The 26,553-nt window shown below is 63.5% G+C and carries 24 protein-coding genes and 1 other RNA gene; 9 read left to right on the forward strand and 16 right to left on the reverse strand.

Annotated features, from left to right (window positions below):
* The 7 genes from GJ698_RS05180 to GJ698_RS05210 all read right to left on the reverse strand — a co-directional run bounded on the left by GJ698_RS05180 (position 1) and on the right by GJ698_RS05210 (position 7,883).
* Positions 1–1,386: a UDP-N-acetylmuramoyl-tripeptide--D-alanyl-D-alanine ligase gene (locus GJ698_RS05180; protein ID WP_154356542.1), complete on the reverse strand. Its 1,386-nt coding sequence runs from the start codon at positions 1,384–1,386 to the stop codon at positions 1–3.
* Positions 1,386–2,945, reverse strand: a complete 1,560-nt coding sequence (locus tag GJ698_RS05185) for a UDP-N-acetylmuramoyl-L-alanyl-D-glutamate--2,6-diaminopimelate ligase (RefSeq protein ID WP_371865139.1) — start codon at positions 2,943–2,945, stop codon at positions 1,386–1,388. Before GJ698_RS05185 ends, GJ698_RS05180 begins: the two co-directional genes overlap by 1 nt.
* Positions 2,942–4,717: a peptidoglycan D,D-transpeptidase FtsI family protein gene (locus tag GJ698_RS05190; protein WP_154356543.1), complete on the reverse strand. Its 1,776-nt coding sequence runs from the start codon at positions 4,715–4,717 to the stop codon at positions 2,942–2,944. The genes GJ698_RS05185 and GJ698_RS05190 overlap by 4 nt, the downstream gene beginning before the upstream one ends.
* Positions 4,714–4,989, reverse strand: a complete 276-nt coding sequence (gene ftsL / locus GJ698_RS05195; RefSeq protein ID WP_154356544.1) for a cell division protein FtsL — start codon at positions 4,987–4,989, stop codon at positions 4,714–4,716. The genes GJ698_RS05190 and ftsL overlap by 4 nt, the downstream gene beginning before the upstream one ends.
* Positions 4,986–5,948, reverse strand: coding sequence for a 16S rRNA (cytosine(1402)-N(4))-methyltransferase RsmH (gene rsmH, locus GJ698_RS05200; RefSeq protein WP_154356545.1), 963 nt, complete (start codon positions 5,946–5,948; stop codon positions 4,986–4,988). Before rsmH ends, ftsL begins: the two co-directional genes overlap by 4 nt.
* A 9-nt stretch (positions 5,949–5,957) precedes the next feature.
* Entirely contained in the window at positions 5,958–6,386 is a 429-nt protein-coding gene (gene mraZ, locus GJ698_RS05205) for a division/cell wall cluster transcriptional repressor MraZ (protein ID WP_371865140.1), read from the reverse strand.
* Positions 6,387–6,944: 558 nt separating this feature from the next.
* Positions 6,945–7,883 (reverse strand): LysR family transcriptional regulator, encoded by a 939-nt coding sequence (locus GJ698_RS05210; RefSeq protein WP_154356547.1) that lies wholly within the window; start codon positions 7,881–7,883, stop codon positions 6,945–6,947.
* 109 nt (positions 7,884–7,992) lie between these two features.
* Between GJ698_RS05210 and GJ698_RS05215 the strand changes: the two genes are divergently transcribed.
* Positions 7,993–8,775: an alpha/beta fold hydrolase gene (locus tag GJ698_RS05215; protein WP_154356548.1), complete on the forward strand. Its 783-nt coding sequence runs from the start codon at positions 7,993–7,995 to the stop codon at positions 8,773–8,775.
* Here the strand turns inward: GJ698_RS05215 and GJ698_RS05220 are convergent.
* From GJ698_RS05220 to rnpB, 3 genes are all read right to left on the reverse strand, one after another.
* Positions 8,772–9,515, reverse strand: a complete 744-nt coding sequence (locus tag GJ698_RS05220) for a DUF4262 domain-containing protein (RefSeq protein ID WP_154356549.1) — start codon at positions 9,513–9,515, stop codon at positions 8,772–8,774. The two genes, GJ698_RS05215 and GJ698_RS05220, sit on opposite strands and share 4 nt — an antisense overlap.
* Entirely contained in the window at positions 9,512–10,996 is a 1,485-nt protein-coding gene (gene glpK / locus GJ698_RS05225; protein ID WP_154356550.1) for a glycerol kinase GlpK, read from the reverse strand. The genes GJ698_RS05220 and glpK overlap by 4 nt, the downstream gene beginning before the upstream one ends.
* A gap of 27 nt (positions 10,997–11,023) precedes the next feature.
* An RNA gene (gene rnpB, locus GJ698_RS05230) (RNase P RNA component class A) lies at positions 11,024–11,357 on the reverse strand.
* A gap of 118 nt (positions 11,358–11,475) precedes the next feature.
* Between rnpB and GJ698_RS05235 the strand changes: the two genes are divergently transcribed.
* Positions 11,476–13,182: a thiamine pyrophosphate-binding protein gene (locus GJ698_RS05235; protein ID WP_154356551.1), complete on the forward strand. Its 1,707-nt coding sequence runs from the start codon at positions 11,476–11,478 to the stop codon at positions 13,180–13,182.
* Here GJ698_RS05235 and GJ698_RS05240 read toward each other — a convergent pair.
* From GJ698_RS05240 to GJ698_RS05260, 5 genes are all read right to left on the reverse strand, one after another.
* Positions 13,177–13,713, reverse strand: a complete 537-nt coding sequence (locus GJ698_RS05240; protein WP_154356552.1) for a hypothetical protein — start codon at positions 13,711–13,713, stop codon at positions 13,177–13,179. The genes GJ698_RS05235 and GJ698_RS05240 overlap by 6 nt on opposite strands.
* 69 nt (positions 13,714–13,782) lie before the next feature.
* Entirely contained in the window at positions 13,783–14,874 is a 1,092-nt protein-coding gene (locus tag GJ698_RS05245) for a porin (protein WP_154356553.1), read from the reverse strand.
* 711 nt (positions 14,875–15,585) lie between these two features.
* Entirely contained in the window at positions 15,586–16,800 is a 1,215-nt protein-coding gene (locus tag GJ698_RS05250) for an SAM-dependent methyltransferase (RefSeq protein ID WP_154356554.1), read from the reverse strand.
* Positions 16,797–17,564: a DUF1365 domain-containing protein gene (locus GJ698_RS05255; protein ID WP_371865142.1), complete on the reverse strand. Its 768-nt coding sequence runs from the start codon at positions 17,562–17,564 to the stop codon at positions 16,797–16,799. Before GJ698_RS05255 ends, GJ698_RS05250 begins: the two co-directional genes overlap by 4 nt.
* Complete coding sequence (locus GJ698_RS05260) at positions 17,554–18,822, reverse strand: NAD(P)/FAD-dependent oxidoreductase (RefSeq protein ID WP_154356555.1); 1,269 nt, start codon at positions 18,820–18,822, stop codon at positions 17,554–17,556. Before GJ698_RS05260 ends, GJ698_RS05255 begins: the two co-directional genes overlap by 11 nt.
* Before the next feature lie 253 nt (positions 18,823–19,075).
* On the opposite strand from GJ698_RS05260, the gene GJ698_RS05265 reads away from it, so the two are divergent.
* The 7 genes from GJ698_RS05265 to ggt all read left to right on the forward strand — a co-directional run bounded on the left by GJ698_RS05265 (position 19,076) and on the right by ggt (position 26,317).
* Positions 19,076–20,020, forward strand: a complete 945-nt coding sequence (locus GJ698_RS05265) for a MerR family transcriptional regulator (protein WP_154356556.1) — start codon at positions 19,076–19,078, stop codon at positions 20,018–20,020.
* 128 nt (positions 20,021–20,148) lie between these two features.
* A complete protein-coding gene (gene ftsY / locus GJ698_RS05270; protein ID WP_154356557.1) occupies positions 20,149–21,177 on the forward strand; it encodes a signal recognition particle-docking protein FtsY in 1,029 nt (342 codons plus the stop codon).
* A gap of 19 nt (positions 21,178–21,196) precedes the next feature.
* A complete protein-coding gene (gene ftsE / locus GJ698_RS05275; RefSeq protein WP_154356558.1) occupies positions 21,197–21,853 on the forward strand; it encodes a cell division ATP-binding protein FtsE in 657 nt (218 codons plus the stop codon).
* Positions 21,850–22,770, forward strand: coding sequence for a permease-like cell division protein FtsX (gene ftsX / locus GJ698_RS05280; protein WP_154356559.1), 921 nt, complete (start codon positions 21,850–21,852; stop codon positions 22,768–22,770). Before ftsE ends, ftsX begins: the two co-directional genes overlap by 4 nt.
* 243 nt (positions 22,771–23,013) lie before the next feature.
* Positions 23,014–23,901: an RNA polymerase sigma factor RpoH gene (gene rpoH, locus GJ698_RS05285; protein ID WP_371865143.1), complete on the forward strand. Its 888-nt coding sequence runs from the start codon at positions 23,014–23,016 to the stop codon at positions 23,899–23,901.
* A 155-nt stretch (positions 23,902–24,056) separates the two neighbouring features.
* On the forward strand, positions 24,057–24,542 hold the full coding sequence (locus GJ698_RS05290; RefSeq protein WP_154356560.1) for a hypothetical protein: 486 nt from the start codon (positions 24,057–24,059) through the stop codon (positions 24,540–24,542).
* Positions 24,543–24,553: 11 nt separating this feature from the next.
* Positions 24,554–26,317, forward strand: a complete 1,764-nt coding sequence (gene ggt / locus GJ698_RS05295) for a gamma-glutamyltransferase (RefSeq protein WP_154356561.1) — start codon at positions 24,554–24,556, stop codon at positions 26,315–26,317.
* Here the strand turns inward: ggt and GJ698_RS05300 are convergent.
* A complete protein-coding gene (locus GJ698_RS05300; RefSeq protein ID WP_154356562.1) occupies positions 26,259–26,540 on the reverse strand; it encodes a hypothetical protein in 282 nt (93 codons plus the stop codon). The two genes, ggt and GJ698_RS05300, sit on opposite strands and share 59 nt — an antisense overlap.
* Between the last annotated feature and the right edge of the window lie 13 nt (positions 26,541–26,553).

Genomic DNA, 26,553 nt, shown 5'->3' on the forward strand with positions numbered 1-26,553 from the left:
TTAGTGACTTTCCTTGTTAGCTTGTTGCGACCCAATCAAATGCTGCACGACCCGCTCCATTTTCATGAAACGGGAGCCCTTGATTAATACAGTTGCATCAGGCGATACCGCTGCTTCGACAGCAGACAGCAAATCGCCAAAGTTTTCAAAATGACGAATGGTCGCGCCTTGCATATGCGCGGCCAGTTCGCCGGTAACCAGCACCGTCTCGATGCCTTTGCTTTGCGCGTAAGCGCCTATCTCTTCGTGGAACTCGCGGCCCTGCGTGCCGACTTCGCCCATGTCGCCCAGCACCAGCACGCGCGGCGCGGCGGCTTTCGACAGCACGTCGATGGCGGCGCGCACCGAATCCGGATTGGCGTTGTAGCTGTCGTCGATGACGACGGCGCCGTTGAGCGCCTGCTTCTTCTGCAAACGGCCGCTGACCGGCTCGAAGGTGTCGAGCCCCAGCTTGATCTTTTCCAGCGCGATGCCGGCGGCGTAAGTGCAGGCCACGGCGGCCAGCGCATTGCGCACGTTGTGCTCACCCGCCGCTTGCAGGCGCACGAAGAACTGCTGCGTGTCCGCTTCGCTTTCGCAGATGGTGATGAACATCTCGCTTTCGAAATCGCTGGCGCGGAAGCTGCAGCTGACTTCCGCCTCCTTGCTCAAGCCGAAGCGCAGCATGCGGCGGCCGGCCGACAGTTCTTCCCATACCGGCGTGAACTCGTCGCCATGCGGGAACACGGCCACGCCGTCTTTCGGCAGCGCGGCCAGCACGGAGCCGTTCTCGCGCGCCACCGCTTCCACCGTGTGCATGAATTCCTGGTGTTCGCGCTGGGCGTTGTTGACCATGGCGATATTCGCGCCGGCGATCACGGCCAGGCGGCCGATCTCGCCCGGGTGGTTCATGCCCATCTCGATCACCGCCGACTGCTGGCCTTCCGCCATGCGGAACAGCGTCAATGGCACGCCGATTTCGTTATTCAGGTTACCGCGCGTGGCCAGGCGGCCTTCTTCGCCATGGGCCGCAGCCAGGATCGCGGAGATCATTTCCTTGACCGTGGTCTTGCCGTTGCTGCCGGTGACGCCGATGACCGGCATGGTGAACTGCTTGCGCCACCAGTTGGCGATCTGGCCCAATGCCACCAGCGTATCCGGCACAACGATGGCCGGCAATGGGAAGCCGTCCGGCAGTTTTTCAACGATGACGGCGGCGACACTCTTCTCCGCCACTTGCGGCAGGAATTTGTGGGCGTCGAACACTTCGCCGCGCAGGGCGACGAACAGCGCGCCGGCGGCAACGCTACGGCTGTCGGTGGAGACGCCGTTGAATACAAGCGCACCGTCACCCACCAAACGGGCGCCGGTCAGGGCAGGCAGAATTTGTGCGAATGCTGCGCGCATTAATTCGTCCTCATCATGGTCAGGCGGGCAGACAGCGCCAGTTGCGCGTGGTCGGCATCGGAGAATGGCAGCTTCTTGCCTTTGATTTCCTGGTACGGCTCATGGCCCTTACCGGCCAGCAGGATCACATCCGGCTTGGCTGCATGCTTGATCGCCGACAGGATGGCGCCGGCGCGGTCGTCCAGCGCCTGCACCGTCGATGCCGGATTGTTCTGGTCCATGCCGGCCAGGATCTGTTCGATGATCGCGTGCGGCTCTTCGCTGCGCGGATTGTCGCTGGTGACCAGCACATGATCGGCCGCCTGCGCGATCCTGCCCATCTGTGGACGCTTGCCCGGATCGCGGTCGCCGCCGCAGCCGAACACGCACCACAACTGGCCGCCACGGTCGGTGGCCACGGGACGCAGCGCGGCCAGGGTTTTCTCCAGCGCGTCGGGCGTGTGGGCGTAGTCGATGACGATCAGCGGTGCATCATGGCCGCCCACCTGCTGCATGCGGCCCGGCGCCGGCTCCAGTCCTTCGACCGCCTCGATGGCGGCGCGCAGGCCCAGGCCTCTGGCGATGACGGCGCCCATGACGCCCAGCGCATTGCTGATATTGAAGCCACCCACCAGATGCGTGCGCACTTGCGCCACGCCCAGCGGGCACTCCAGGTGGAATTCGGTACCGCCGCTGCGGCCGGCGCGCAGCTGGCTGGCGCGCAGGATCAACACGCCGTCAATGTCGGGACGCGCGGTGCTGTCGTGCAGCGTGTAGCCGATCAGCGGAATCTCGCCGGCCAGCGGCGCAGGCTTGGCTTTCAGATGATCGATCAGGCGCACGCCTGCCGGATCGTCCAGGTTGACGACGGCGGTTTTCAAACCTGGCCAGTCGAACAGCTTGACCTTGGCCGCCTCGTAGGCTTCCATGGTGCCGTGATAGTCCAGGTGGTCGCGGGTCAGGTTGGTGAACAGCGCGACGTCGAAATGCATGCCCGATACGCGGCCCTGTTCCAGGCCGATGGACGACACTTCGATCGCCAGCGACGCCGCGCCTTTGTCGCGCAGCTCGGCCAGCGAGCGCGCCAGCAGCACAGCGTCCGGCGTGGTATAGCCGGTGACGTCGTATTCCACTTCGCCGCGCGAGCGGAACACGCCGATGCCCAGCGTGCCGATGACGGCCGCCGGTTCGCCGGCGCGCGACAGTGCGTGGCCCAGCCACACGGCGCTGGAGGTCTTGCCGTTGGTGCCGGTGACGCCAACGGTGAACATGCCGGCATCCGGCTGTGCATAGAAGGCGTGCGCGATGGCGCCGGCGTTCTGCTTCAGTTGCTCAACCGTCAGATAAGGCACGGCCCACTTGTCGTTCCAGGTAAAGCCGGCCGGATCGAGCACGATCAATGCAGCGCCCTGCTCGATGGCGCCTTCGATAAAGCTGCGCCCATCGCCGGCGTCGCCGGGATAAGCAAAAAACACATCGCCCAGCTTGATGCGACGCGAATCCGAAGCCAGGTTCGCCGTTGGCGCCAGCTTGCGGATTGCGGCTGCAATCTCGATCGGGTCGAAAGTAGAAGTCGTCACATGTTCCCCTGTGCTGCTGATTCAGGAATGATGATATGGGTCAGGTCCGAGTCCGGCGCCACGTTCTTGGCGCGCAGCGCCTGGGCCGCCAGCGTCGAGAAGATCGGACCGGCGACGTCGCCGCCGACGTGCACCGGGCCACCCGGTTCGTCGATCATGACGGCGATGATGAAGCGTGGGTTCGACATCGGCGCCATGCCGATGAAGTTACCAATGTATTTGGATTGCGAGTAGCGGCCGTTTAGCACCTTCTGCGCGGTACCGGTCTTGCCGCCGACGCGGTAGCCCGGCACCTGCGCCTTGACGGCGGAGCCGCCCGGCTGCGTGACCATTTCCAGCATCTCGCGCATTTCGGCGGCGGTCTTCGGGCTGATCACCGGCGTGCCGTGCGGCGCCTCTGTCACTTTCTGGAACGACAGCGGAATGATGTCGCCGTCGCGGGCAAAGATCATGTAGGCGCGCGCCAGCTGGATCAGCGACACCGAGATACCCTGGCCGAAGCTCATATTGGCCTGCTCCACCGTACGCCACGATTTATACGGACGCACGCGGCCCGCCACTGCGCCGGGGAAGCCCCACTTCGGCTGCTGGCCGAAGCCGACCTTGGTGAACATCTCCCACATATCTTCGGCCGGCATGCCCAACGCAATCTTCGAGGTGCCGATGTTGGACGACTTCTGGATGATGGTCTGCACGTCGATCATGTAGTGCGGGTGCGTATCATGGATGATATGGCCGCCGATCAGCGCCGAACCGGCGCCGGTGTCGAACATGGTGTGCGGCGTGATGCGCTTTTCATCCAGCGCCAGGCCCACGGTGAACGGCTTGAGCGAGGAACCCGGCTCGAAACTGTCGGTCATCACGCGGTTGCGCAGCTGTTCGCCGGTCAGCTTGGAGCGGTCGTTCGGGTTGTAGGTAGGCCAGTTGGCCAGCGCCAGCACTTCGCCGGTGTGCACATCCAGCACCACGGCGGCGCCGGCCTTGGCGTGGAACTTCTCCACCGCGTCCTTCACCTGCGTGAAGGCGATGTACTGGATCTTGCTGTCGATCGACAGCGTCAGGTCCTTGCCGTCGTGCGGCTCGCGCACCGACTCGATGTCTTCGACGATGTGGCCCAGGCGGTCCTTGATCACGCGGCGGCTGCCCGGCACGCCCTGCAGCGTCTTCTGCTGCGCCAGTTCCATCGATTCCTGGCCCATGTCCTCCACGTTGGTGAAGCCGACCACGTGGGTCGTCACTTCGCCCTGCGGGTAGAAGCGCTTGTATTCCTTGCGGGTCTGGATGCCTTCGATACCCAGTTCGGTGACCTTGGTCGCCACGTCCTGCTCCACCTGGCGCTTCAGGTAAACGAAGCCGCGGTCGGAGTCGAGTTTCTTCTGCAGCTCGGCGTCGCTCATGTCGAGCAGCCTGGCCAGCTGTTTCAGCTTGGCCGGCGGCGCTTCCTGCACATCATCCGGGATCGCCCAGATGGCCTTGACCGGAATCGACGAGGCCAGCACCTGGCCATCGCGGTCGGTGATCTTGCCGCGCGTGGCCGGCAGGTCCAGCGTGCGCGCGTAGCGGATCTCGCCCTGCTTCTGCAGGAACTGCGTCGACACGCCCTGCAGCCACAAGGCGCGGCCGGCCAGTGCGGCGAAGGCGGCAAACAATACGAACAGCACCACGCGCGAACGCCATACCGGCAGACGCACCGCCAGCACAGGGCTCTTCGAGAAGGCCACGCCCTTGGAGGCGGCCACGCGCGAGTTGTTCACATTGCTGCCGCGGCTCATTTCGAGTTCTCCGGCGTCAGGTACTGCGTGCGCGCCGCGGTCAGCGGCGTCATGTTCAGGTCGCGGCGGGCGATTTCCTCGATCCGCGCGTGCTTGCCCAGCGTCGACTGGTCCAGCTGCAGCTGCGCCCATTCGATGTCCAGCTGGCGCGCCTGCGACTGCGTGCGTTCCAGCTCGATGAACAGATGGCGCGCCTGGTATTGCGCGTTAACCAGCGACAGGCCGCAAGCGACCAGCAGTACCGTCAACACCAGGTTGAGCTTACCGCTCATGCACCCTCCGGAATGGGAAGACGGCGGGCGACGCGCATCACCGCCGAGCGGGAACGCGGATTGTCATCGATCTCCTGGTCGGAAGGCTTCATCTTCGACAGCAGCTTGAGTTCCGGCTGCGGCAGGTCCACGGCGCGGATCGGCAGGCGGCGGTCCGGCTGCTCGACGTTGGCCTTGGACGCGAAGAAGCGCTTCACCATGCGGTCTTCCAGCGAGTGGAAGCTGATGATGGCGAGGATGCCGCCCGGCGCCAGGCAGTCGTAGGCGTGGTTCAAACCGACTTCAAGGTCTTCAAGCTCTTTATTGATGAAAATCCGGATAGCCTGAAATGTGCGGGTTGCCGGATCCTTGCCCTTTTCCCGAGTCTTGACCGCGCCTGCCACGATGCCGGCAAGCTGTCGTGTGGTTGAAATTGGCTCGACTGCCCTGCGAGCAACAATCGCCTTTGCAATCTGAAAAGCAAACCGTTCTTCCCCATATTCCTTGATCACCTTTTCCAGTGTCTGTTCGGTTTCAGTGGCGAGCCACTCCGCCGCCGACATGCCGCGCGTGGTATCCATGCGCATGTCGAGCGGGCCATCATTACGGAAACTGAAGCCGCGCGCGGCGTCGTCCACCTGCGGCGACGAGATGCCCAGGTCGAGCAAGATGCCGTCCACCTTGTCCACGCCGTTGGCCGCCAGCGATTCGCGCATGGTGGCAAAGCTGTCGTGGACGATGGTGAAGCGCGGGTCGTTGATTTGTTCGGCAGTGGCGATGGCCTGCGGATCCTTGTCGAAAGCGACCAAACGGGCCTTCGGACCCAGTTTGGAAAGGATCAAACGCGAATGGCCGCCGCGGCCGAAGGTGCCGTCGACGAAGACGCCGTCGGCGCGCGCGCCATCCAGCGCCAGCGCATCGACCGCTTCGTCTAGCAGCACCGTACGATGCTGGAATTCAGACACCGCTGTTGTCGTCATGGCGGGGCCTTAGAATGAGAAATTTGCGAGTACATCGGGGGTGCCGGCATCCATGGCCTGCTGCTCTTTTTCCGCCATCTTGGCGGCGTCCCAGATCTCGAAGTGGGAACCCATGCCCATCATCATCACCTCTTTGTCCAGGCCGACGGCGGCGCGGAGTTCGGGCGAAATGAGGATGCGGCCGGCGCTGTCCATTTCCACGTCGGTGGCGTAACCGAGGAAAATGCGTTGCCAGGCGCGCGCTTGCATGGGCCAGGCGGAGATCTGTTGACGGTGTTGTTCCCACACAGGACGGGGGAACAGCATGACGCAGCCGTCGGGATGGCGCGTCAGGGTGAGGCGGCCTTCACACTGGATCGACAGCGCGTCACGGTGCTTGGCAGGGATGGACATCCTGCCTTTGGCATCGAGATTGATTGCGGACGCGCCTTGAAACACGTGATTACCTTTTTACCTCAGTATGGTTAGCGGAGCATGAAAGCGCGACCCTTCGTTTTTCATCTTCCCTGTCCGCTAAGTCAGGCAAAATTTCCCACAAAAAGACACTTTTTCACACAGATGCCCACTTTAGAGGATGCAAGAATAGTGGTCAAGCGCTTTCAGCCAATCGAAACGGGGATTTTAGTAATGAAATTAAGGACTTAGCGCGATTCCTTGAAGCCAGCTAGAAACAAAATAGTTCAATAAATTAAGTACTTATGAAAGATTGTGAAGGTGTCACCTCATCTGTACCCATGTGTTTTGGCCAAAAATTATGCGAATAAAAATAGTGATCTAAATGCATAAAGTTGCAAACCGCCAACATTGCGGTATCAAATAAACAACTCACGGGAAATATGGGTAATCAGGAGGGAAAAGCCAGCATGGCGCAGCAGAAGCGCCCCTACGCGGATTGGGAACCTTCACAAAAACTCGGTAACTTTTACTTCAGGGCAACGAGCGCAGGCAAACTTGTATATACAACTTTTGCAGTGCAGCACGCGCCGAAAAACGCCATTATACGCCGCGCGGAGACCCCGCACGGGACTGAAAATCATCCCATCGCGGATCGCCGGCGAAGGCTGCGGCGACGTAATCAACAAAGCTGCGCACCTTGGACGGCAGGTAGCGCGCACTGGGATAAATCGCCTGCACCGTCAATTCTTCGGCCACGCAGTCGGGCAGCAGCTGCACCAGCCCGCCCTGCGCGATCGCCGGGCCGAAGGCGAACGTCGGACCGTAGGCGACGCCCAGTCCCGCCACCGCCATCGACAGCAGCAGCTGCATATTGTTGGCCTGCGCGCGCAGCGGCCCGGCGATGGTGTGCACGCGCTGGTCGGCGTCGGTGACGCTCCAGTCGCCGGCCGTCACGGCGCCACGGAAGGCCAGGCGCGGAGCGGCCCGCAGGTCGGCCGGCGTGCGCGGCGCGCCGTGCTGCCTAATATAGGAAGGCGCGGCGCAGAACACCATGCGGCACGGCGCCAGCCGCCGCGCCACCAGTTCGGAGTCCGCCAGGCGGCCGATGCGGATGGCGACGTCGATGCCGGCCGTGTGCAGGTCAGTGTAGTGGTCGTCGAGGAGGACTTCGGCCGTCACCTGCGGATGGTCGGCGAGGAAGCGCGCCACCACCTCGCCCATGTGCAGGGCGCCGAAGCTGACCGGGGCGGCGATGCGCAGCAGGCCGCGCAGGGTGGCGGCGCTTTCGCTGGCTTCCTGGTTGGCTTCCTCGAATTCTTCAAGGATGCGTTTGCAGCGTGCATAGTAGGCGCGTCCGGCGTCGGTGATGCTCAGGCTGCGCGTGCTGCGCTGGATCAGGCGCACGCCCAGTTCGGCCTCCAGGCTGCCCAGGTACTTTCCCGCCATCGATGCCGACAGGCTGAATTTCCGGCCGGCGGCCACCAGGCTGCCCTCCTCGACGGCGGCGACAAATACTGAAATACAGGCGAAACGGTCCATGGCGATCCAATTCGATCGTTTTATGATCGATTCATGATAACAATGAATGGATTATCACGCGGTTTGAGTGAATCTACAATTGGATCATTCATCAACAAGGAGTATCGCCATGCATATCACCGTGAACAACATCCGTCTCCACGTCAGCCAGCAGGAGGGCGACGGCCCGACGCTGGTCTTTCTGCATTACTGGGGCGGCTCGTCCCGCACCTGGGGCGCGGTGATCGACGCCCTGCCCGCCGGCTACCGCAGCGTGGCGCCGGACCTGCGCGGCTGGGGCGATTCCGACGCGCCGAGCAACAACGCCTACGCCCTGACCGATTTCGCCGCCGACGTGGAGCACCTGGTCGCCGCGCTGGACCTGAAGCAGTACGTGCTGGTCGGCCACTCGATGGGGGGCAAGATCGCGCAGTTGCTGGCGTCGCACCGGCCGCAAGGTTTGCAGGGACTGGTGCTGGTGGCGACCGCGCCGCCGACGCCGCTGGCGCTGCCGCCCGAAGCGCGCGCCGCGATGGAGAGCGCCTACAATTCGCCGGAATCGGTCGGCATGAGCATCGACCACATGCTGACCGCCAAGCCGCTGAGCGCGGCGCAGCGCGACCATGTCATCACCGACAGCCTGCGCGGCGCTCCGCAGGCGCGCGTCGCCTGGCCCAACTACACCAGCCGCAAGGACATCAGCGAGGAAGTGGCAAAGATCGCCGTGCCGACCATCGTCATCGCGGGAGAACTGGACAAGGTCGATCCGGTGGCGGTGCTGCAGGCGGAAGTGCTGTCCCGCATTCCGCAAGCGACGCTGCGCGTACTGCCCGGCACCGGCCACCTGTCGCCACTGGAATCCGCGCCGGAACTGGCCGAGGTGATCGCCAGCTTCGTCGACTCGCTGGCTTAGGCCAGCAGCGGCTGCCAGTTGCGGAACCACTCGCTGGCCTCTGACTCCCACGGGAAGACGCCAGCGGTATTGGGGAAGATGATCTGCCGGGCGCTGAAGTTCGGCCCTTTGTTCAGCCACAGCGCCCAGCCCATATATTCGTCGTAGTGCGCGGCCAAGACTTCGCCGATGATGCATTCAAAGCCGCCGCCCAGCAATCCGGCCACGCGCGCGCCGGCGGCGATAACTGCACCGGACTTCATCTGGCGATAGCATTCGTTGATGACCGTCTGGGCGACATCCGCTTTCAGGCCGATGACGATCAGCTCCGGCTGACCAAGCGATTGCTGAATGCCGATCGAATATGAAAACGGCGGCAAATCACCCTCTTCCGCCACATTGAGAATATGCAGGCCGTGCGCCTCGATGTTCGCCAGTGCCTGATCGTCGTCCGATTGGGCATCGCACTCTTTCTGCCAACGCTCCCACGGTGCGCCGACATGCTCGCGGAATGCGCCCCACCCGCGCGGCAGGTCGCTGATTTCCACCAGCGTCGGATCCGCTGCGTAGACGCAGCCCAGGCAATGCAGCACCGGTTCACCCAAATCTTCAACGGCGTCGAGGAATTGCCAATCGCCGTCGTCATCATGCGCAACCTGCAGCACCGGCAAGCGGCGCTGCGCGACGGCGTCGGTGCAATAGCTTGCCGCGTCTATCGGATCGGGAAACGGCCAGCTGGGAAAGGCGTGGCTGTGCGTCATGCTTCCCATGCCTTGGAACGCTCGACGGCGCGGGACCATTTGGCGAGCAGTTCGGCACGGCGGCCGTCCGCCATCGCTGGCTCGAAGCGGCGCTCGCAGGTCCACTGGGCGGCGATTTCTTCCTGCGTGTCCCAGAAGCCGACCGCCAGGCCGGCCAGGTAGGCGGCGCCGAGCGCCGTGGTCTCCGTCACCTTGGGTCGCACCACCGGCACGCCCAGCAGGTCGGCCTGGAATTGCATCAGCAGGTCGTTGCGGGCGGCGCCGCCGTCGGCGCGTACTTCGATCAGCGGCATCGCGGCGTCCTTCTGCATCGCCGTCATCAACTCGGCACTCTGGTAGGCGATGGCTTCCAGCGCGGCGCGGGCGATGTGGGCACGGGTGCTGCCCCGGCTCAGGCCAAACAGCGCGCCGCGCGCATACGAATCCCAGTGCGGCGCACCAAGGCCGACAAACGCCGGCACCATGAACACGCCATCGCTGTCCGGCACGCTGGCCGCCAGCGCCTCCACCTCCGCCGAAGACTGGATGATGCCGAGGCCATCGCGCAGCCATTGCACCGTGGCGCCGCCCATGAACACGCTGCCTTCCAGCAGATAATCCGTTTCGCCATCGACGCGCCAGCCCACCGTGGTCAGCAGGCGATTGTGCGAGGCCACCGGATGCCGGCCCAGATGCATCAGCATGAAGCAGCCGGTGCCGTAGGTATTCTTCACCATGCCCGGTTTGTGGCAGGCCTGGCCGAAAGTCGCCGCCTGCTGGTCGCCGGCGATGCCGGCCACCGGTATCGCCGCGCCAAACAGGCTGTGATGCGTAACGCCCACCTCTTCGCTGGACGAGACGATCTGCGGCAGCACCGTTTCCGGAATATCGAACAGGTGCAGCAGATCGACATCCCAGCGCATCAGGTGGATGTTGAACAGCATGGTGCGCGCCGCATTGCTGACGTCCGTCACATGCTGCCCGGTCAGCTTGTAGACCAGCCAGCTGTCGACGGTGCCGAACGCCAGCTCGCCCCGCACGGCCTTGTCGCGCGCGCCGGGCACATGATCGAGCAGCCATTTCAGCTTGGTGGCGGAAAAATAGGCGTCGAGTTCCAGCCCGGAGATGTCGGTGATTTTTTTGGCCTTGCCCTCGGCGCGCAAGGCGTCGCAGACGTCGGCCGTGCGGCGGTCCTGCCAGACGATGGCGGGCGCGATCGGCTCGCCGGTCTTGCGGTCCCACGCCACGCTGGTCTCGCGCTGGTTGGCGATGCCGATGGCCAGGATCTGATGGGCGTCGACGTGATGGTCGGCCAGGACCTTGCGGGCCACGGCCAGCTGGCTGTGCCAGATATCTTTCGGGTCGTGCTCGACCCAGCCGGGATGCGGGAAATGCTGAGGGAATTCCTGCGCCGCGCTGCCGCAGATCTGGCCTTGGTGATCGAACAGGATGGCGCGCGAACTTGTGGTGCCCTGATCCAGGGCCAGTATGTATTTTTTCATCGCGTCCGCAGCGAAAAAATGGTTGTTAGTTGAAGCAAGCCGATAGGCCGGATTTTGTTACGGCGCAGGCGAACCTGCGCTATGACAGCCATTCCTCTAGGCGCTGGATTACTCCAGCGCTCAAGCTTCCTACCCGCACGCTCCGCGAGCAGCATCATCGCGTGCCTATTTGGAATTGCACCAGGTGGAGGTTACCGCGTTTCACCGTAACTTAATACGCTCGTCTCTGTGGCCCTATTCCTCGCCTTATATCCCGAAGGACTTTCGGCGGACGGCCGTTAACCGTCACCCCGCTCTATGGAGTCCGGACCTTCCTCCCGCCAGGCATTACGCACTGGCCAGCGGCTGTCTGGCTTGCTTCAGGCGGTATTGTACCAGTCCGGCCCTGCAAATCTGAAATTTGGTGTCGCCATTCCAAAAGCCGCCCTTCCGGCGCCGCCGTAGAATGCTTGGATAATTCACCGACGAGGCTCACCACAATGACGCAACCATCCCGCACCGGCGGCCAGATCCTGGTCGACGCCCTGAAGATCCACGGCGTGGACACCGCTTTCGGCGTACCCGGCGAAAGCTACCTGGACGTGCTCGACGCCCTGCACGATTCCGACATCCGCTTCATCATCAACCGTCAGGAAGGCGGCGCCGCCTTCATGGCCGACGCCTACGGCAAGATGACCGGCAAGCCGGGCATCTGCTTCGTCACCCGCGGGCCGGGCGCCACCAATGCCTCGATCGGCGTGCACACCGCGTTCCAGGATTCGACGCCGATGATACTGTTCATCGGCCAGGTCGGCAGCGACTTCATCGACCGCGAAGCGTTCCAGGAAATCGACTACCGCCGCATGTACGGTCAGATGGCCAAGTGGGTGACGCAGATCGACCGCGCCGACCGCATGCCGGAATACATCGCGCGCGCCTTCCAGATCGCCAGCAGCGGCCGGCCCGGCCCGGTGGTGCTGGCGCTGCCGGAGGACATGCTGACCACCAAGGCCAGCGTGGCCGACACGCGCGGCTACCAGGCGGTGCAAGCCTCGCCGTCCGCCGCCCAGATCGACACCGTGCGCGCCATGCTGGCCGGCGCGAAGAAGCCGCTGGTCCTGCTGGGCGGCGGCGGCTGGAACGCGCAGGCCTGCGCCGACGTGCAGCGCTTCGCCGAAGCCAATCAGCTGCCGGTCAGCTGCGCCTTCCGCTTCCAGGATCTGCTGGACAACGAACATCCGCAATACATCGGCGACGTCGGCATCGGCATCAATCCCAAGCTGGCGGCGCGCGTGCGCGAGGCGGACGTGATCCTCGCCATCGGCCCGCGCCTAGGCGAGATGACCACCAGCGGCTACGCCCTGCTGCAATCGCCGGTGCCGGCGCAGCGCCTGATCCACGTCCACGCGGACGCCGAGGAACTGGGCAGCGTCTATCAGGCGGAAGTGATGATCAACAGCGGCATGCCGCAAGTGGCGGCGATGCTGGCGGCGATGGCACCGGTCGACGCCTCGGCGTGGGAGGCCAGCGTGGCCGAGGCGCGCGCCGACTACGCGGCATGGAAACAGCAGCCAGCCATCTTCAAGGACGGCAAGGCGCCGCTGGATCTGTGGCAGGTGGTGCAGCAGATCGACCAGCTGGCGCCGCACGACACCATCATTACCAACGGCGCCGGCAACTACGCGACCTGGGCGCACCGCTTCCACAGCTACGGCGGCATGCGCACGCAGCTGGCGCCCACCAGCGGCGCGATGGGCTACAGTGTGCCGGCCGGCGTCGCGGCCAAGATCATCGATCCGTCACGCACGGTGATCACTTTTGCCGGCGACGGCGAGTACATGATGAACGGTCAGGAGCTGGCGACGGCGGTGCAGTACCAGGCTGGCGTGATCATCATCGTGTTCAACAACGCGATGTTCGGCACCATCCGCATGCACCAGGAACGGGAGTATCCGGGCCGCGTGTCCGGCACCACGCTGCACAATCCGGATTTCGCCGCGCTGTCGGTGGCCTATGGCGGCAGCGGTGAAGTGGTCACCAGGACCGAGGAATTCGCGCCGGCGCTGGAGCGCGCCCTGGCGCACACGCGCGCCAACAACCTGCCGGCGCTGATCGAGCTGCGCTACGACGGCAACCTGATCACGCCAGGCGCCACGCTGGACACCATCCGCCTGACCGCGCAGGCGGCACAGGCCGCCAAATCATAAGCCGGCGGTGGTGGTGGAGCCGCTGTCGAGCAGCGGCTTCTCTTCTTCTGTTTCTTTTTTATGTTTCGGCACAGGGCAGGCGCGGCAGGCGCCGGCCTTGCGGCTGAAGTCCGTCACCAGCGGCAGCCGCATCGGCACCGCCTCGTCGCCGCAGTAGCCGCCATCGAGCACCAGCGTCCTGCCGCCGTCGGCCAGCTTGCCGCTGATGGTGCGCTCGTCCTCGTCGGGCGGCTGCACCGTGAAATACAGCTGCTGGCCGCGCGGATCGATATTCACGTCGCTGGCCACCACCGGCCAGCTCAAGCCGCCGGCCGTGTATTCATATAAAACCGTGTCCACTTCGGCAAAGCGCTGCAGCGTGATGCGCTGGCCGCCGAATTCGCCGCTGTCGGCGTGGATGCATAAGTCGGAAAACACCTGCATGCCGTAGCGCGGCAGGCCACCGTTTTTTTTGCTGCTCTTCGGCGCGGCCAGCACGGCGCAGGAAGCCAGCAGTATGGCGCCGGCAAACAGGGCACGTCGTGTCATCATGATCGCTTTCGGAAATGAACAACGGCTGCACCAGGCAGCCGTTGTTGAATCTAAACCTGAATAATCAGATTAGAACGAGTGTTTCAGACCCAGGTTGAAGGCCTTGTCACCGGTACCGGCTTCGGTGTTGTTACCAACGGTGTAGCCTGCGCCGTTTTTGTTTTTGATTTTAGCGTAAGCAACGTAGGTGCTGGTGCGCTTCGACAGAGCGTAGCTGTAGCCGATTGCCCATTGGTCAGCATCACGGTTAGCGACTTCTTTGTCGTTTTTGCGGATGTACGAAGCCATCACGGTGCCGGCGGTGTCGCCAACTGGTGCGGTCAGACCCAGCAGTGCGTCAGCGCTGTCAGCGGTTTGAGCGAAGGTGTAACCGAAGTTGTTGGTGGTTGCGGTTGCGCTCGCTGCGCCGTTGATCGGTGCGCTGCCGGTGCCTTTGTCTTTCGAGTAGGCGCCGAACACTTTCACTACTTTGAAGTCGTAGTTGGCAGCGATCAGACCGTTGTGGCCCATGCCAGCGGTTTTCACGGTTGCGGTGTCGTTGTTTTTGCTGTTGTAAGCAACTGCAACGTTCAGAGGACCGTTGTTGTAGCCCAGCGATGCGCCGATTTGACGCTGTGCGGTTGCGTCGCCAGCGGTTTCGCCCAGGCTGTACGAGATCGCGCCGGTGAAGCCGTTCAGGTTCGGGGTTTTGTAGACAACAGCGTTCGAGTTACGGGTCATGTACGACGCAACTGGGAACAGGTTTTTCGCGGTACCAGCGTAGCCCATTGCGAATGGATCGCCAACGTCGCGCAGGGTTTCGTAGTACGGGGTGTACTGACGGCCCAGGGTCAGGCTACCAGCGGTTTTCGACGACAGGCCAACATAGGCTTCACGATTGAAGATGGTGTTGGTCGCGTCCAGGGTGCCGTCGTCGATTTTCGCGCCGGTTTCCAGTTTGAAGATTGCGCTCAGACCGCCACCCAGATCTTCGGTGCCTTTGAAGCCGATACGCGATGCCGATGCGGCGCCGCTGGTGACTTTGCTGACGTTGCCAGCTGCGCCACCGCGTTCGGAGACGATGCCAGCATCCAGGATGCCGTAGATGGTCACGTTCGATTGAGCGAATGCTGCGGAGCTGGTTGCTGCCAGTACGGCGATAGCGATAAGGGATTTTTTCATTACGTGTTTCCTTCAGTTGTGTTGCTGTAAAAATAAGCCAGTAGTGCGGCGTGTTCGGTGCTGCTCGGCTTGTGCCGTTTTGTGCGTGAGGGCAAACTCCCCAGCTGCCACTGTGCATCCCGGAACGTGGGATGCGTTCACTAAATGCGGCCGAATGAATCTACGCCGGCTTTAATCGCGGCACCCGCTTGGGCGCCGGAGGCGGCACTATACTGATACCAAGAAACTTCAACAAGTGTAAAACCATTCATACTGAACGGCGAATATTCTTGTCTCTCTTTCAAAGCAGCGGCATTTTACCGCATCGCAATATTTCCTGCCGATCAAGCGAAACAGGCCGGGTTTCCCGCACGATGAACACGGTGATTTACCACCTCTTCGTCGGACCAAGTAAAAATAGCCACATTGCTATTTCTGACGCTATTTTATACTGAACACCGCCCACACTCGCCTCTACCAAATGGTAATAAGCTAACAACCCCGGACTTTCTTCGGTGATTTTCTCAAGCAAAATAAGCCACAAACCAACTTTGCTCCTAGTATTACAGCTTTATTTGTGTAGTAAATTTTGTGAAAAGCGAACCGCGTTGCATTACGTTACCGAATTGTAAGAAATTGCTACCTGTTGTATTCAGGAGACAAATCGGTGCATTTTTTTGCACCACCGCACTCATTTGGTGCATGAAATTGATTCAATAACGCACTGAATGCCTACGCCTTAAGCAGCGTGAACTGCATAACATCGGTATTTCCGGCCCGGAAAGCGGCTTCGCAATACGCCAGGTAGAACTCCCACGTCAACATGAAGCGGTGATCGAAACCTTGCGCCGCCACCGCGCCGCTTTGCAGCAGGAAGCGCTGGCGCCATTGCAGCAAGGTGTCCGCGTAGTCGAGCCCGAAGCGGAATTCGTCCACCACGCGCAGGCCGTGCTGCGCCGCCATGCGGCGAAATGCCGACGGCGCCGGCAGCATCCCGCCGGGAAAGATGTACTGCTGGATAAAGTCCGTGCCCTGGCGGTAGCGCGCGAACAGCGCCTCGTCGATCGTGATGGTCTGGATGCAGGCGCGGCCGCCCGGCTTCAGGTTACGCGCCAGGCAGGCGAAATAGTCCGGCCAATAGCGCTCGCCCACCGCCTCGAACATTTCGATGGAAACGATGGCGTCGAACTGGCCGGCGCAATCGCGGTAGTCGCACAGGCGCAGGTCTGCGCGCTGCGCCAGGCCGGCGTCAGCCAGGCGCTGGCGCGCATAGCCGAGCTGCTCGGTCGACAAGGTCAGCCCCGTCACGTGCGCCTGCGCTTCGCGCGCCGCCGTCTCCGCAAAGCCGCCCCAGCCGCAGCCGATTTCCAGCACGCGCGCGCCCGGCTGCAATGCCAGCTGGCCGACAATGCGACGGTACTTGGCCATCTGCCCCGCCGCCAGGTCGGCGCCGTCGCTGAAGATGGCGCTGGAATAGGTCATCGTCGGATCGAGCCACAGCTGGTAGAAGGCGTTGCCGATGTCGTAGTGCGCATGGATATTCTTGCGGCTGCCCGCGCGCGAGTTGCGGTGCAGCAGATGCTTGAGCCGATACAGCAGGCTGCCCCACCAACTGCCATACACCATCTCTTCCATCTCGCCGCGATTGCGTATCAACAGCGCCAGCAGGCCGGCCAGGTTGTCGGTCTTCCACTCGCCGGCGATGAAGGATTCGGCAAAGCCGATATCGCCGCTGCGCAGGGCCGCGCTGCACGGCTTCCAGCTGACCAGCTCCAGCACGACCGGGAGCGAACCGTCGCCGAACAATTGATGCGAGCCGTCCGGCCGGCGCAGCAGCAAGGCGCCGTGCTTCAGCCTGCGCAAGGCCTTGATCATCACGCGCGCGACCGCCGGCAGTTTTTCATCGATGGGCAGCGACGTCGGCGCGCGCAGGGACTTGGTATTCATCGGGACACCTTCTGTTGGGGCGGTTCAGGTTTGCGGAAGAACGGCACGCGGCGCAGCCAGAGCCGGAGCGCCTGCCAGTGAATGCGGAACATCACGCCGAACGTCATCAGCGGATAAGCGCAGAAAGCGCGCGCCGTGCTGCGGTTGTCGAGCGCAACGGCGCGGCCGGACAGGCTGGTTTCCAGCAGCGGTCCCAGTTCGTCGTCGTAATCGATGCGCGCCATGCTGCGCTGGCTGCCGCAGTAAAAACGGAAGCGATAGCCGCCCTGCACGTCGCAGAACGGCGACACGTGAAAGATCTTGCGCGCCGCGAGTTCATCGGCCGCGCTGATCGCGCCGCCCGTCTCCAGCAGATAGCAATGGCGTTCGCCAAAGGTGTTGTGCACATCGGCGACGATGGCGCGCAGTGCGCCGTCCGCGCGGTGGCAGAACCAGAACGACACCGGATTGAAGGCATAGCCCAGCACGCGCGGCATGGTCTGCAGCCACACTTCGCCGTCGGCGTCGCGCACGCCCTCGGCCGCCAGCAGGCCGTCTATCCATTGCAGCAAAGGCTGGCGGCCGTCGCCGTAGTCGCTGTCGTAGAAGGACAGCAGGTTGCGGCGGTTGCGCGCAAACAGGCGGCAGCCGAAATCGCGCCCGCCCAGCGTCCGCAACGGCAGCCGCACAAAATAGGTCCGATAGCGAAAGCCATGGCGCACCGGACGCAGGCGCAGGTGCCGCACCTGGCCGAAGCACAGCTGCGGCGTGGCCTCAGGCTGCACGGGCCACCTGCGCCGCGCGCGAAATGATGGCCGCCGCCACCGCCAGGCCGGATTTCAGGCCGTCTTCATGGAAGCCGTAGCCGGTCCACGCGCCGGCAAACCAGATGCCGCCGCGTCCCTGCAGTGTATGCAGGCGGCGCTGCGCCGCCACCGCCGCCTCGTCGAACACCGGATGCGCATACGAGAACTCCTGCAGCACGCACTCCGCGCGCGGCGCGTCGATGGGATTGAGCGACACGATCAGCGGCTGCTCGAACGGCAGCGGTTGCAGCTTGTTGATCAGGTAGTGCACGCACACGCGCGGATCGGCGCCGCCGCTGCCCTGGTAATTCCACGCCGACCACGCCTTGCGCTGCGCCGGCAGGCAACTGGTGTCGGTATGCAGCAGCGCGCGATTCGGCTGATAACGCACCGCCGACAGCACGCTACGTTCGTCGTCGGTGGCGTCGCGCAGCAGCGCCAGCGACTGGTCGCTGTGGCAGGCCAGCACCACCTGGTCGTAGCGCGCGCCGCCCTGCGCGCTGACCAGCGTCAAGCCCAGCGCATCGCGCGCCACCGACTGCACCGGCGTGTTCAAATACTGCCGGGGCATGGCCGCCAGCAGGCGCCGCACGTATTCGCGCGAACCGCCGCGCACCGTGTGCCACTGCGGGCGCTGGTTCACTTGCAGCAAGCCGTGGTTATGACAGAACTGTACAAAGCTAGCCAGTGGAAATGCCAGCATCTGCTGCGCCGGACAGGACCAGATGCACGCCGCCATCGGTAATAAATACCACTGGCGAAACTGTGTGCTGTATCCTTGCGCATCAAGGTAAGATCCCAAGCTGATCTGTGGTGCGCCGTGATGGACCAGGGCGGTGGCGGCCCGGTTGAAACGCAAAATATCGCGCAGCATGCGCAGGAAAGCGGGCCGCAGCAGATTGCCGCGCTGGCAGAACACCTGGTCCAGATCGCCGCCGGCCCATTCCAGCATGCGCCCGCCCGCCGGCACTTTGACGGAGAAGCCCATTTCGCTGGGCGCCGTGCTGACGCCAAGCTCGTCAAACAGCGCCGTCAGCAGCGGATAGGTGCGGTGGTTGAACACCAGGAAACCGGTGTCGACGCCATGGGTGACGCCATCCATCGTCACATCCACCGTATGACTATGGCCGCCGAAATGGCTGCCCGCCTCATATAAATGGACGTCATTGCCCGCACGAATCAAGCGATAAGCACAGGAAAGACCGGAAATTCCGCTGCCTACAACAGCTATCTTCATTATTTTTCACCTAAACAAAATATTTTTGTCCTGGACAAATGCAGAGCAAAAACGATATTCAGTTAAATAGTTCTAGATGTCAACTGTGTGTCGTGGACAAGCAGTTTCGCCATAACTTATACGCATCAAACGCTGTTTTGGATGCGTTACTTTCGCGTCAAAATCGGCTGTAAAATGACGGGCGCTACCTGTGCACCCGAACCCTGTGCCCAACCCTCGTGACTGCCCCAAACCCGCAGCCGCCTATTGCCTGATGACTAATACAGTTTCCTCACAACCAGTTCCTAGCACCATCAGCGACGTCGAACGCGACACCGGCGTGGCCAAGGAAACCCTGCGCGTGTGGGAGCGCCGTTACGACTTTCCGCAGCCGCTGCGCGATCCCAATGGCGAACGGGTCTACCCGATCGAGCAGGTCCACAAGCTGCGCCTGGTGAAACGCCTGATCGACCTCGGTTTCCGTCCCGGCAAGGTGATCCAGTTCAGCACCGCCGAATTGCAGGCCCTGACCGGCAAGGCCAGCGGCCGCACCGGGCCGGCAGCGCCGGCGCCCGAGCTGCAAACCTATCTCGACTTGTGCAAAAGCCACCAGATGGAAGCCATGCGCCGCAAGCTGTCGCAGGCGCTGCTGATGATGGGCTTGAAGAGCTTCGTGATCGAGCTGGTGGCACCGCTGACCGCGCTGATCGGCGAAGCCTGGGCCAGCGGCCAGCTGGCCACGTTCGAGGAACACTTGTATACCGAGTCGCTGACGGTGGTGATGCGCAGCGCCATCTTCGCCATGCCGCAGGCCAACGCCAACAATGTCGGCGCGCCGCGCATCCTGCTGACCACGCTGCCGCAGGAACGCCACGGCCTGGGCCTGCTGATGGCCGAGGCCATGTGCGTGGCCGAAGGCGCGCACTGCATTTCGCTGGGCGTGCAGACGCCGCTGCTGGATATCGTGGAAGCGGCGCGCGTGCAGCGGGTCGACATCATTGCGCTGTCGTTCTCGGTGGCGATGAATCCGCGCCAGGTGCTGGATGGCCTGGCCGAGCTGCATACCCGCCTGGCCGGTTGTGCCGATCTGTGGGCGGGCGGTAATAATGCGGCGCTGAAGCGGCGCAAGCCGGCGTATGTGCGGGTGTTCGAGCTGGCTGATCTGGCCAAGGCGATCGGCGAGTGGCGGGCGCGTCACGCGGGTCTGCCGGCCGCGTAAGCACCCCGCACGACGGTCCGCTGCGGGGTCTGACCCCGTACGGGGTCAGACCCCTCTATGGTAGTGCGGGTTGACGCTCTGGTAGAATGGGCAAACTTTGTGCTGGCCAGCACCCCTACTCAATATCCATGTTCAGCTTCTTCAAGAAAAAACCTGTCGCTCCCGAAGCGCCTGCGGCGCCTGTCGTCGCCCCTGCTCCCGTAGCCGCCCCCGCGCCCGACCTCCCCGACCTGCTGCCGATCGAAGAACCGGCGGAGAAAAAACAATCGTGGATGGCGCGCCTGAAGGCCGGCCTGTCGAAAACCTCCAACAACCTGTCGGTGCTGTTCGTCGGCGCCAAGATCGACGACGACCTGTACGACGAACTGGAAGCCGCGCTGCTGATGGCCGACGCCGGCGTCGACGCCACCACCTATCTGCTGGACGCCCTCAAGCGCAAGGTCAAGGAAGACAAGCTGCTCGACGCCGCCGCCGTCAAGGCCGCGCTGAAACAGCTGCTGATCGAACTGCTGACGCCGCTGCAGCGTCCCTTCGAACTGGGCCGCCACACGCCAACCGTGATGATGATCTCCGGCGTCAACGGCGCCGGCAAGACCACCACCATCGGCAAGCTGGCCAAGCACATGCAGACCCACGGCCAGTCGGTGCTGCTGGCCGCCGGCGACACCTTCCGCGCCGCCGCCCGCGAGCAACTGATGGTCTGGGGCCAGCGCAACAACATCACCGTGATCTCGCAAGCCTCGGGCGACCCGGCCGCCGTGTCGTTCGACGCCGTGCAGTCCGGCAAGGCCAAGGGCATGGACGTGGTCATGATCGACACCGCCGGCCGCCTGCCGACCCAGCTGCACCTGATGGAAGAGCTGAAAAAAGTCCAGCGCGTGCTCGGCAAGGGCATGGACGGCGCACCGCACGAAACTCTGCTGGTGATCGACGGCAATACCGGGCAAAATGCGCTGGCGCAAGTGAAAGCCTTCGACGACGCCCTCAAGCTGACCGGCCTGGTGATCACCAAGCTGGACGGCACCGCCAAGGGCGGCGTGCTGGCGGCCATCGCGCGCGTGCGGCCGGTGCCGGTGTACTTCATCGGCGTGGGCGAGAAGATTGAAGACCTGCAGCCCTTCGTGGCTGCCGAATTTGTAGAAGCACTGCTTGGCTAACCAACATCACCAGACCTCTATGATCGAATTCCGGAACGTCTCGAAACAATACTCTTCCGAAGTGATGGCGCTGCGCGACATCTCGCTGACGGTCGAAAAAGGCGAACTGGTCTTTCTGGCGGGTCCATCCGGCGCCGGCAAATCCACCCTGATGAAAATGATTGCCGCCATGGAACGCCCGAGTTCCGGGCAGGTGATCGTCAACGGCCAGGACATCGCCCGCATCAAGCCGTCCGCCGTGCCCTTCCTGCGCCGCAACCTGGGCCTGATCTTCCAGCAACAGCGGCTGCTGACCGACCGCACCGTGCTGGCCAACGTCATGCTGCCGCTGCTGGTCACCGGCGCCTCGAAGACGCAGGCCGAGCAGCGCGCCCGCGCCGCCCTCGACAAGGTCGGCCTGGGCGACCGCGCCAATGCCCAGCCGCTGGCCTTGTCCGGCGGCGAGCAGCAGCGCGTGTCGATCGCGCGCGCCATCGTCAACCGTCCGCAGGTGATCCTGGCCGACGAACCGACCGCCAACCTGGACCGCGCCAGCGCCAACAAGGTGCTGGACGCGCTGAAGGCCTTCAACTCGGTCGGCGTCACCTGCCTGATCTCCAGCCATGACGAGGTGATGCTGGACGCCGCCGCGCGCGTCATCCATCTCAACCAGGGCCAGGTGGAGGTGCCGGCATGACGTACTGGTTCCGCCAACACCGCTACGCCCTGTCCGCCGCGCTGGTGCACCTGCGCCGCTCGCCGGGCGGTTTCCTGTTCAATATATTAGTGGTCGCCATCGCGCTGGCCCTGCCCTTCATGGGCGTGACGCTGCTCGACAATGTGCGGCCGATGTCGGAATCGCTGTCGGTCGATCCGGAAATCAGCATCTTCCTGAAGCAGGACACGCCGCGCGACCAGGCCGAGGCGCTGGCCGTGCAGCTGCGCCAGACCGTGCGCGACAAGCAGGCCAAGATCGTCTTCACGCCGCGTGAAAAAGCGCTGGAAAACCTGAAGGACAAGAACGGCCTGGCCGACGTGCTGGCCACCCTGGGCGACAACCCGCTGCCGGACAGCTATGTGCTGAAGCTGGACGCCTTCCGCAACGCCCAGGCCGGCGGCGACGTCGACCAGCTGGCCGAGCAGATCCGCGCCTTGCCGGGCGTCGACACGGTGCAGGTCGATTCGGCCTGGGTCAAGCGCCTGGCCGCGCTGATCAATATCCTGCGGCTGGCGCTGCTGCTGCTGGCGGCCACGCTGGGCACGGTGGTGGTGGCGGTGATTTTCAACACCATCCGCCTGCAGGTGATGACCCAGCGCGAGGAAATCCTGGTGTCCAAGCTGATCGGCGCGACCGACAGCTTCATCCACCGCCCCTTTTATTACACCGGCGCCCTGCTGGGCCTGTGCGCCGGCGCGCTGGCGCTGGGCGCGGTGACCCTGGCGCTGCGTCCGCTGAACACAGCGATTGCCGAATTTGCAAGGCTGTACGCCTCGGAATTCCAGCTGGCGCCGCTGCCGCCGGTGGCCATCGCCGCGCTGCTGGCGCTGTCCGCCGGCCTCGGCCTGATCGCCGCGCGCCTGTCCGTCACCCGCCATACCGCCCGCCTCAACTGAGTCCGCCAGACCGTTCCGTGCGTCCGCGCACGGAACCGGCCCTCCCTTCGGCCTAGCATGCTTTCATTGTTAAGCCCTCCCTAAGATCCATCGCGCATTCTTAATACAACGGAAGTCCCGATAGTATTTTTACTATCGGACCCATTTATTTTGGATGATTGGCACTCAACGACAGAGAGTGCTAATATATGTCCGACAGAGTACATAAGTGCTCATAAGCAATCACAAGCGAAGGAAACGAAAATGACTATGATGTCCGTGGTACCTGCGAAAAACAGTGCTCTGGGACTCGGGTTTAGTGGCAACCTGGGTAACCTGGATGCCTACATTTCGGCCGTCAATCGCCTGCCGATGCTGACGCACGACGAAGAAATTTCCCTGGGCAAACGCCTGAAGGACCAGAACGACCTGGGCGCCGCCGAACGGCTGGTGATGTCCCACCTGCGTCTGGTGGTCTCGATCGCCCGTGGCTATCTGGGCTATGGCCTGCCGCACGGCGACCTGATCCAGGAAGGCAATATCGGCCTGATGAAGGCAGTCAAGCGCTTCGACCCTGACCAGGGCGTGCGTCTGGTGTCCTACGCCATGCACTGGATCAAGGCCGAGATGCATGAATACATCCTGAAGAACTGGCGTCTGGTCAAAGTGGCAACGACCAAGGCCCAGCGCAAGCTGTTCTTCAACCTGCGCAGCCACAAGACCGGCCTGGACGCGATGACGCCTGCCCAGATCGATCAACTGGCCAAGACGCTGGACGTCAAGCGCGAGGAAGTGATCGAGATGGAAACGCGCCTGAGCGGCCGCGACATCGCGCTGGAATCGCCTACCGATGATGAAGATGACAAGTTCGCGCCGATCGCTTACCTGTCGTCCGAAGCCTCGGAGCCGACCCGCGTGCTGGAAGCCGAACAGGTGACCCGCCTGCAATCGGAAGGCCTGGAAGAAGCGTTGAGCAAGCTCGACGCCCGTTCGCGCCGCATCATCGAAGCGCGCTGGCTGGCCAACGACGACGGTTCCGGCGCGACGCTGCACACGCTGGCGGAAGAGTTCGGCGTATCGGCCGAGCGCATCCGCCAGATCGAGGCTGCTGCTTTGAAGAAAATGAAAGGCGCGCTGGCCGCTTACGTCTAAGCCCCGCGCTGCTGTTCCCCGATTGCCGCTGGCGTTCGCGCCGGCGGCAATTTTTTTTGGGCCATCGTTGAGCTAACGCTGAGGTCGTGCCGTTCGTGCGCCACGCCCATGGTCTTTTTGTTAAGCTTGCCTTCAATTGAGGCAAGAGGTCTGAGATGAAAACAACAATATTACGGCAGCTGATCGTGCTGCCCTTGCTGGTGGCCTTGATGGCCACCCTGTACGCCTGCGGTTCCGCCAACGGCCGCGCCGCCGCGCCGGCGCATTTCACCACCACCTACACGCTGCGCCAGGGCGCCAGCGTCGACATCACGCCGGCGGCGGTGGCCGGCAGCAACGCCAGCATCGGCGCCGCCGCGCCCGTGCTGCGGCTGGACCGCGTCAACGACAGCCGCTGCCGCGCCGGCGCGGTGTGCGTGTGGGCCGGCTATATCAGCTTCAGCTTCGCGCTGTCGCATCCGGACGGCACGTCCAGCAACTTTGTGCTGTCGGAAAGCATGCCCAACGGCACCGCCACGGTGACACAGCATGGCCTGACCTTCACGCTGGCCGGCTTCGAACCGCAACAGGTGCCGGCGAAAAATGAGGCGCCGCCGGATTATCGGGTAAGCTTAAAGGTGAGCAACATAAACTCTCCTTGAACACGGCCCACATGACCCCGATCTCCCGTCCCGCCCGCACCGTTCTCGTTTCCTCCATTTTCCTTTCCCTGGCCCTGCCCGGCCTCAGCTTCGCCAAGACGCCGGTTGCCACCGGCACCGGCGGCGCTGTCGCCACCATCAGCGAACCCGCCTCGCAAGCCGCCATCGCCATCCTGAACAAGGGCGGCAACGCGGTGGATGCGGCTGTGGCGGCGGCCGCCACGCTGGGCGTGACCGATCCGTTCAGCTGCGGCATCGGCGGCGGCGGCCTGATGGTCATCTACCTGGCCAAGGACAAGCGCGTGATCACCATCGACCACCGCGAAACGGCGCCGGCCAGCTTCACGCCGACCGTGTTCCAGAAGGATGGCAAGGAGCTGGACTTTGAAACGGTGGTGGCCAGCGGCATGTCGGTCGGCGTGCCGGGCACGGTGCGCGGCTGGCACGAGGCGCTGGACCGCTACGGTTCGATGTCGTTCAAGCAGGTGCTGGCGCCGGCCATCGACGTCGCCACCAAGGGCTTCAAGGTCAGCGACAACTTCTCGCACCTGGTGCAGGGCAATGAAGCCAAGTTCGCCATGTTCCCCGCCACCGCCGCGCTGTACCTGAAGAACGGCAAGGCCATCCCGGCCGGCAGCACGCTGCGCAATCCGGACCTGGCCAGGGCTTACCGCGAACTGGGCGCCGGCGGCGTGAAAGCTTTCTACAGCGGCAAGATGGCGCGCGCCGTCGTCGACGCGGTCAACGCGCCGGCCACCGCGCCGGGCGTGCAGGTCAACCCCGGCAAGATGACGCTGGCCGATCTGGCCAACTACGAAGCGCGCCTGCGCCAGCCGGTGCACAGCACGTATCGCGGCTACGATTTATACGGCATGCCGCTGCCGAGCAGCGGCGGCATCGCCGTGGCCGAAGCGCTGAATATCCTGGAAGGCTACGACCTCAAGTCCATGCCGCGCGCCAAGGCCGAACACCTGTACCTGGAGGCGAGCCGCCTGGCCTTCGCCGACCGCAACGCCTACCTGGCCGATCCTGAATTCATCGACGCGCCGGTGGCCGGCCTGCTGAACAAGGACTATGCCGCGCGCCGCCGCGAACTGATCAATCCGGAACAGGCCAGCGCCCAGGCGCCGGCCGGCGATCCCTATCCGTTCCAGAACGACGTCAGCGTGCCGCTGCGTCCCAACGCCAACAAGCTGATCGCCGAAGGCGCGCACACCACCCACCTGACCGTGTCGGACAAGGACGGCAACATCGTCTCCTACACCTACACCATCGAGTCGTGGGGCGGCAGCGGCATCGTGGTGCCGGGCTACGGCTTCCTGCTGAATAACGAGATGACTGACTTCGACTTCTCCGGCCCGGCGCCCAACGTGCCGGAAGCCGGCAAGCGCCCGCGCAGCAGCATGTCGCCGACGCTGGCGTTCAGGAACGGCAAGCCGGCGTTCTCGATCGGCAGCCCTGGCGGCGCCACCATCATCACCACCGTGCTGCAGACCATCTTCAACTACGTCGACCTCGGCATGTCGATGCCGGACGCGGTGAACGCGCCGCGCCTGTCCGAGCGCAACGGCCTGGCCACCGATGTGGAGCCGGGCTTCGCCGCCAGCGCGCAGGCGCAGGCGCTGGAGAAAACCGGCCAGCACTGGAACAAGGATGCGGAAGAAATCGGCGCCGCCAACGCGCTGGTGTTCAACCCGGACGGCACAGTGACGGCGGTCAGCGAAGGCCACCGCCACGGGATAGGCAGTGCGCTGGTGCAGAAGAGCGCTCACTAAGCAGTTCACGCATGACCCCCGCCGCCATCGCGCACGCCTGTGCGTGATGCGGCCCCGCGTCGGCGCCGAAGCCGAGGCAGCGGCTGACCGTGCGCACCAGCACCTCCATGTCCTCCGGACCGCTGCGCGCGTCTTCCGGTTCGCTCATCAGCGCCAGCACCGTATTGCCGATCAGGGTGGACGCCAACGATACATTGGCCAATGGCAGATCGTGGGGTTTCATGAAGCCTCCGCGG

It is taken from the genome of Duganella aquatilis, assembly GCF_009674565.1.
In the GTDB taxonomy this organism is placed as follows: domain Bacteria; phylum Pseudomonadota; class Gammaproteobacteria; order Burkholderiales; family Burkholderiaceae_D; genus Rugamonas; species Rugamonas aquatilis.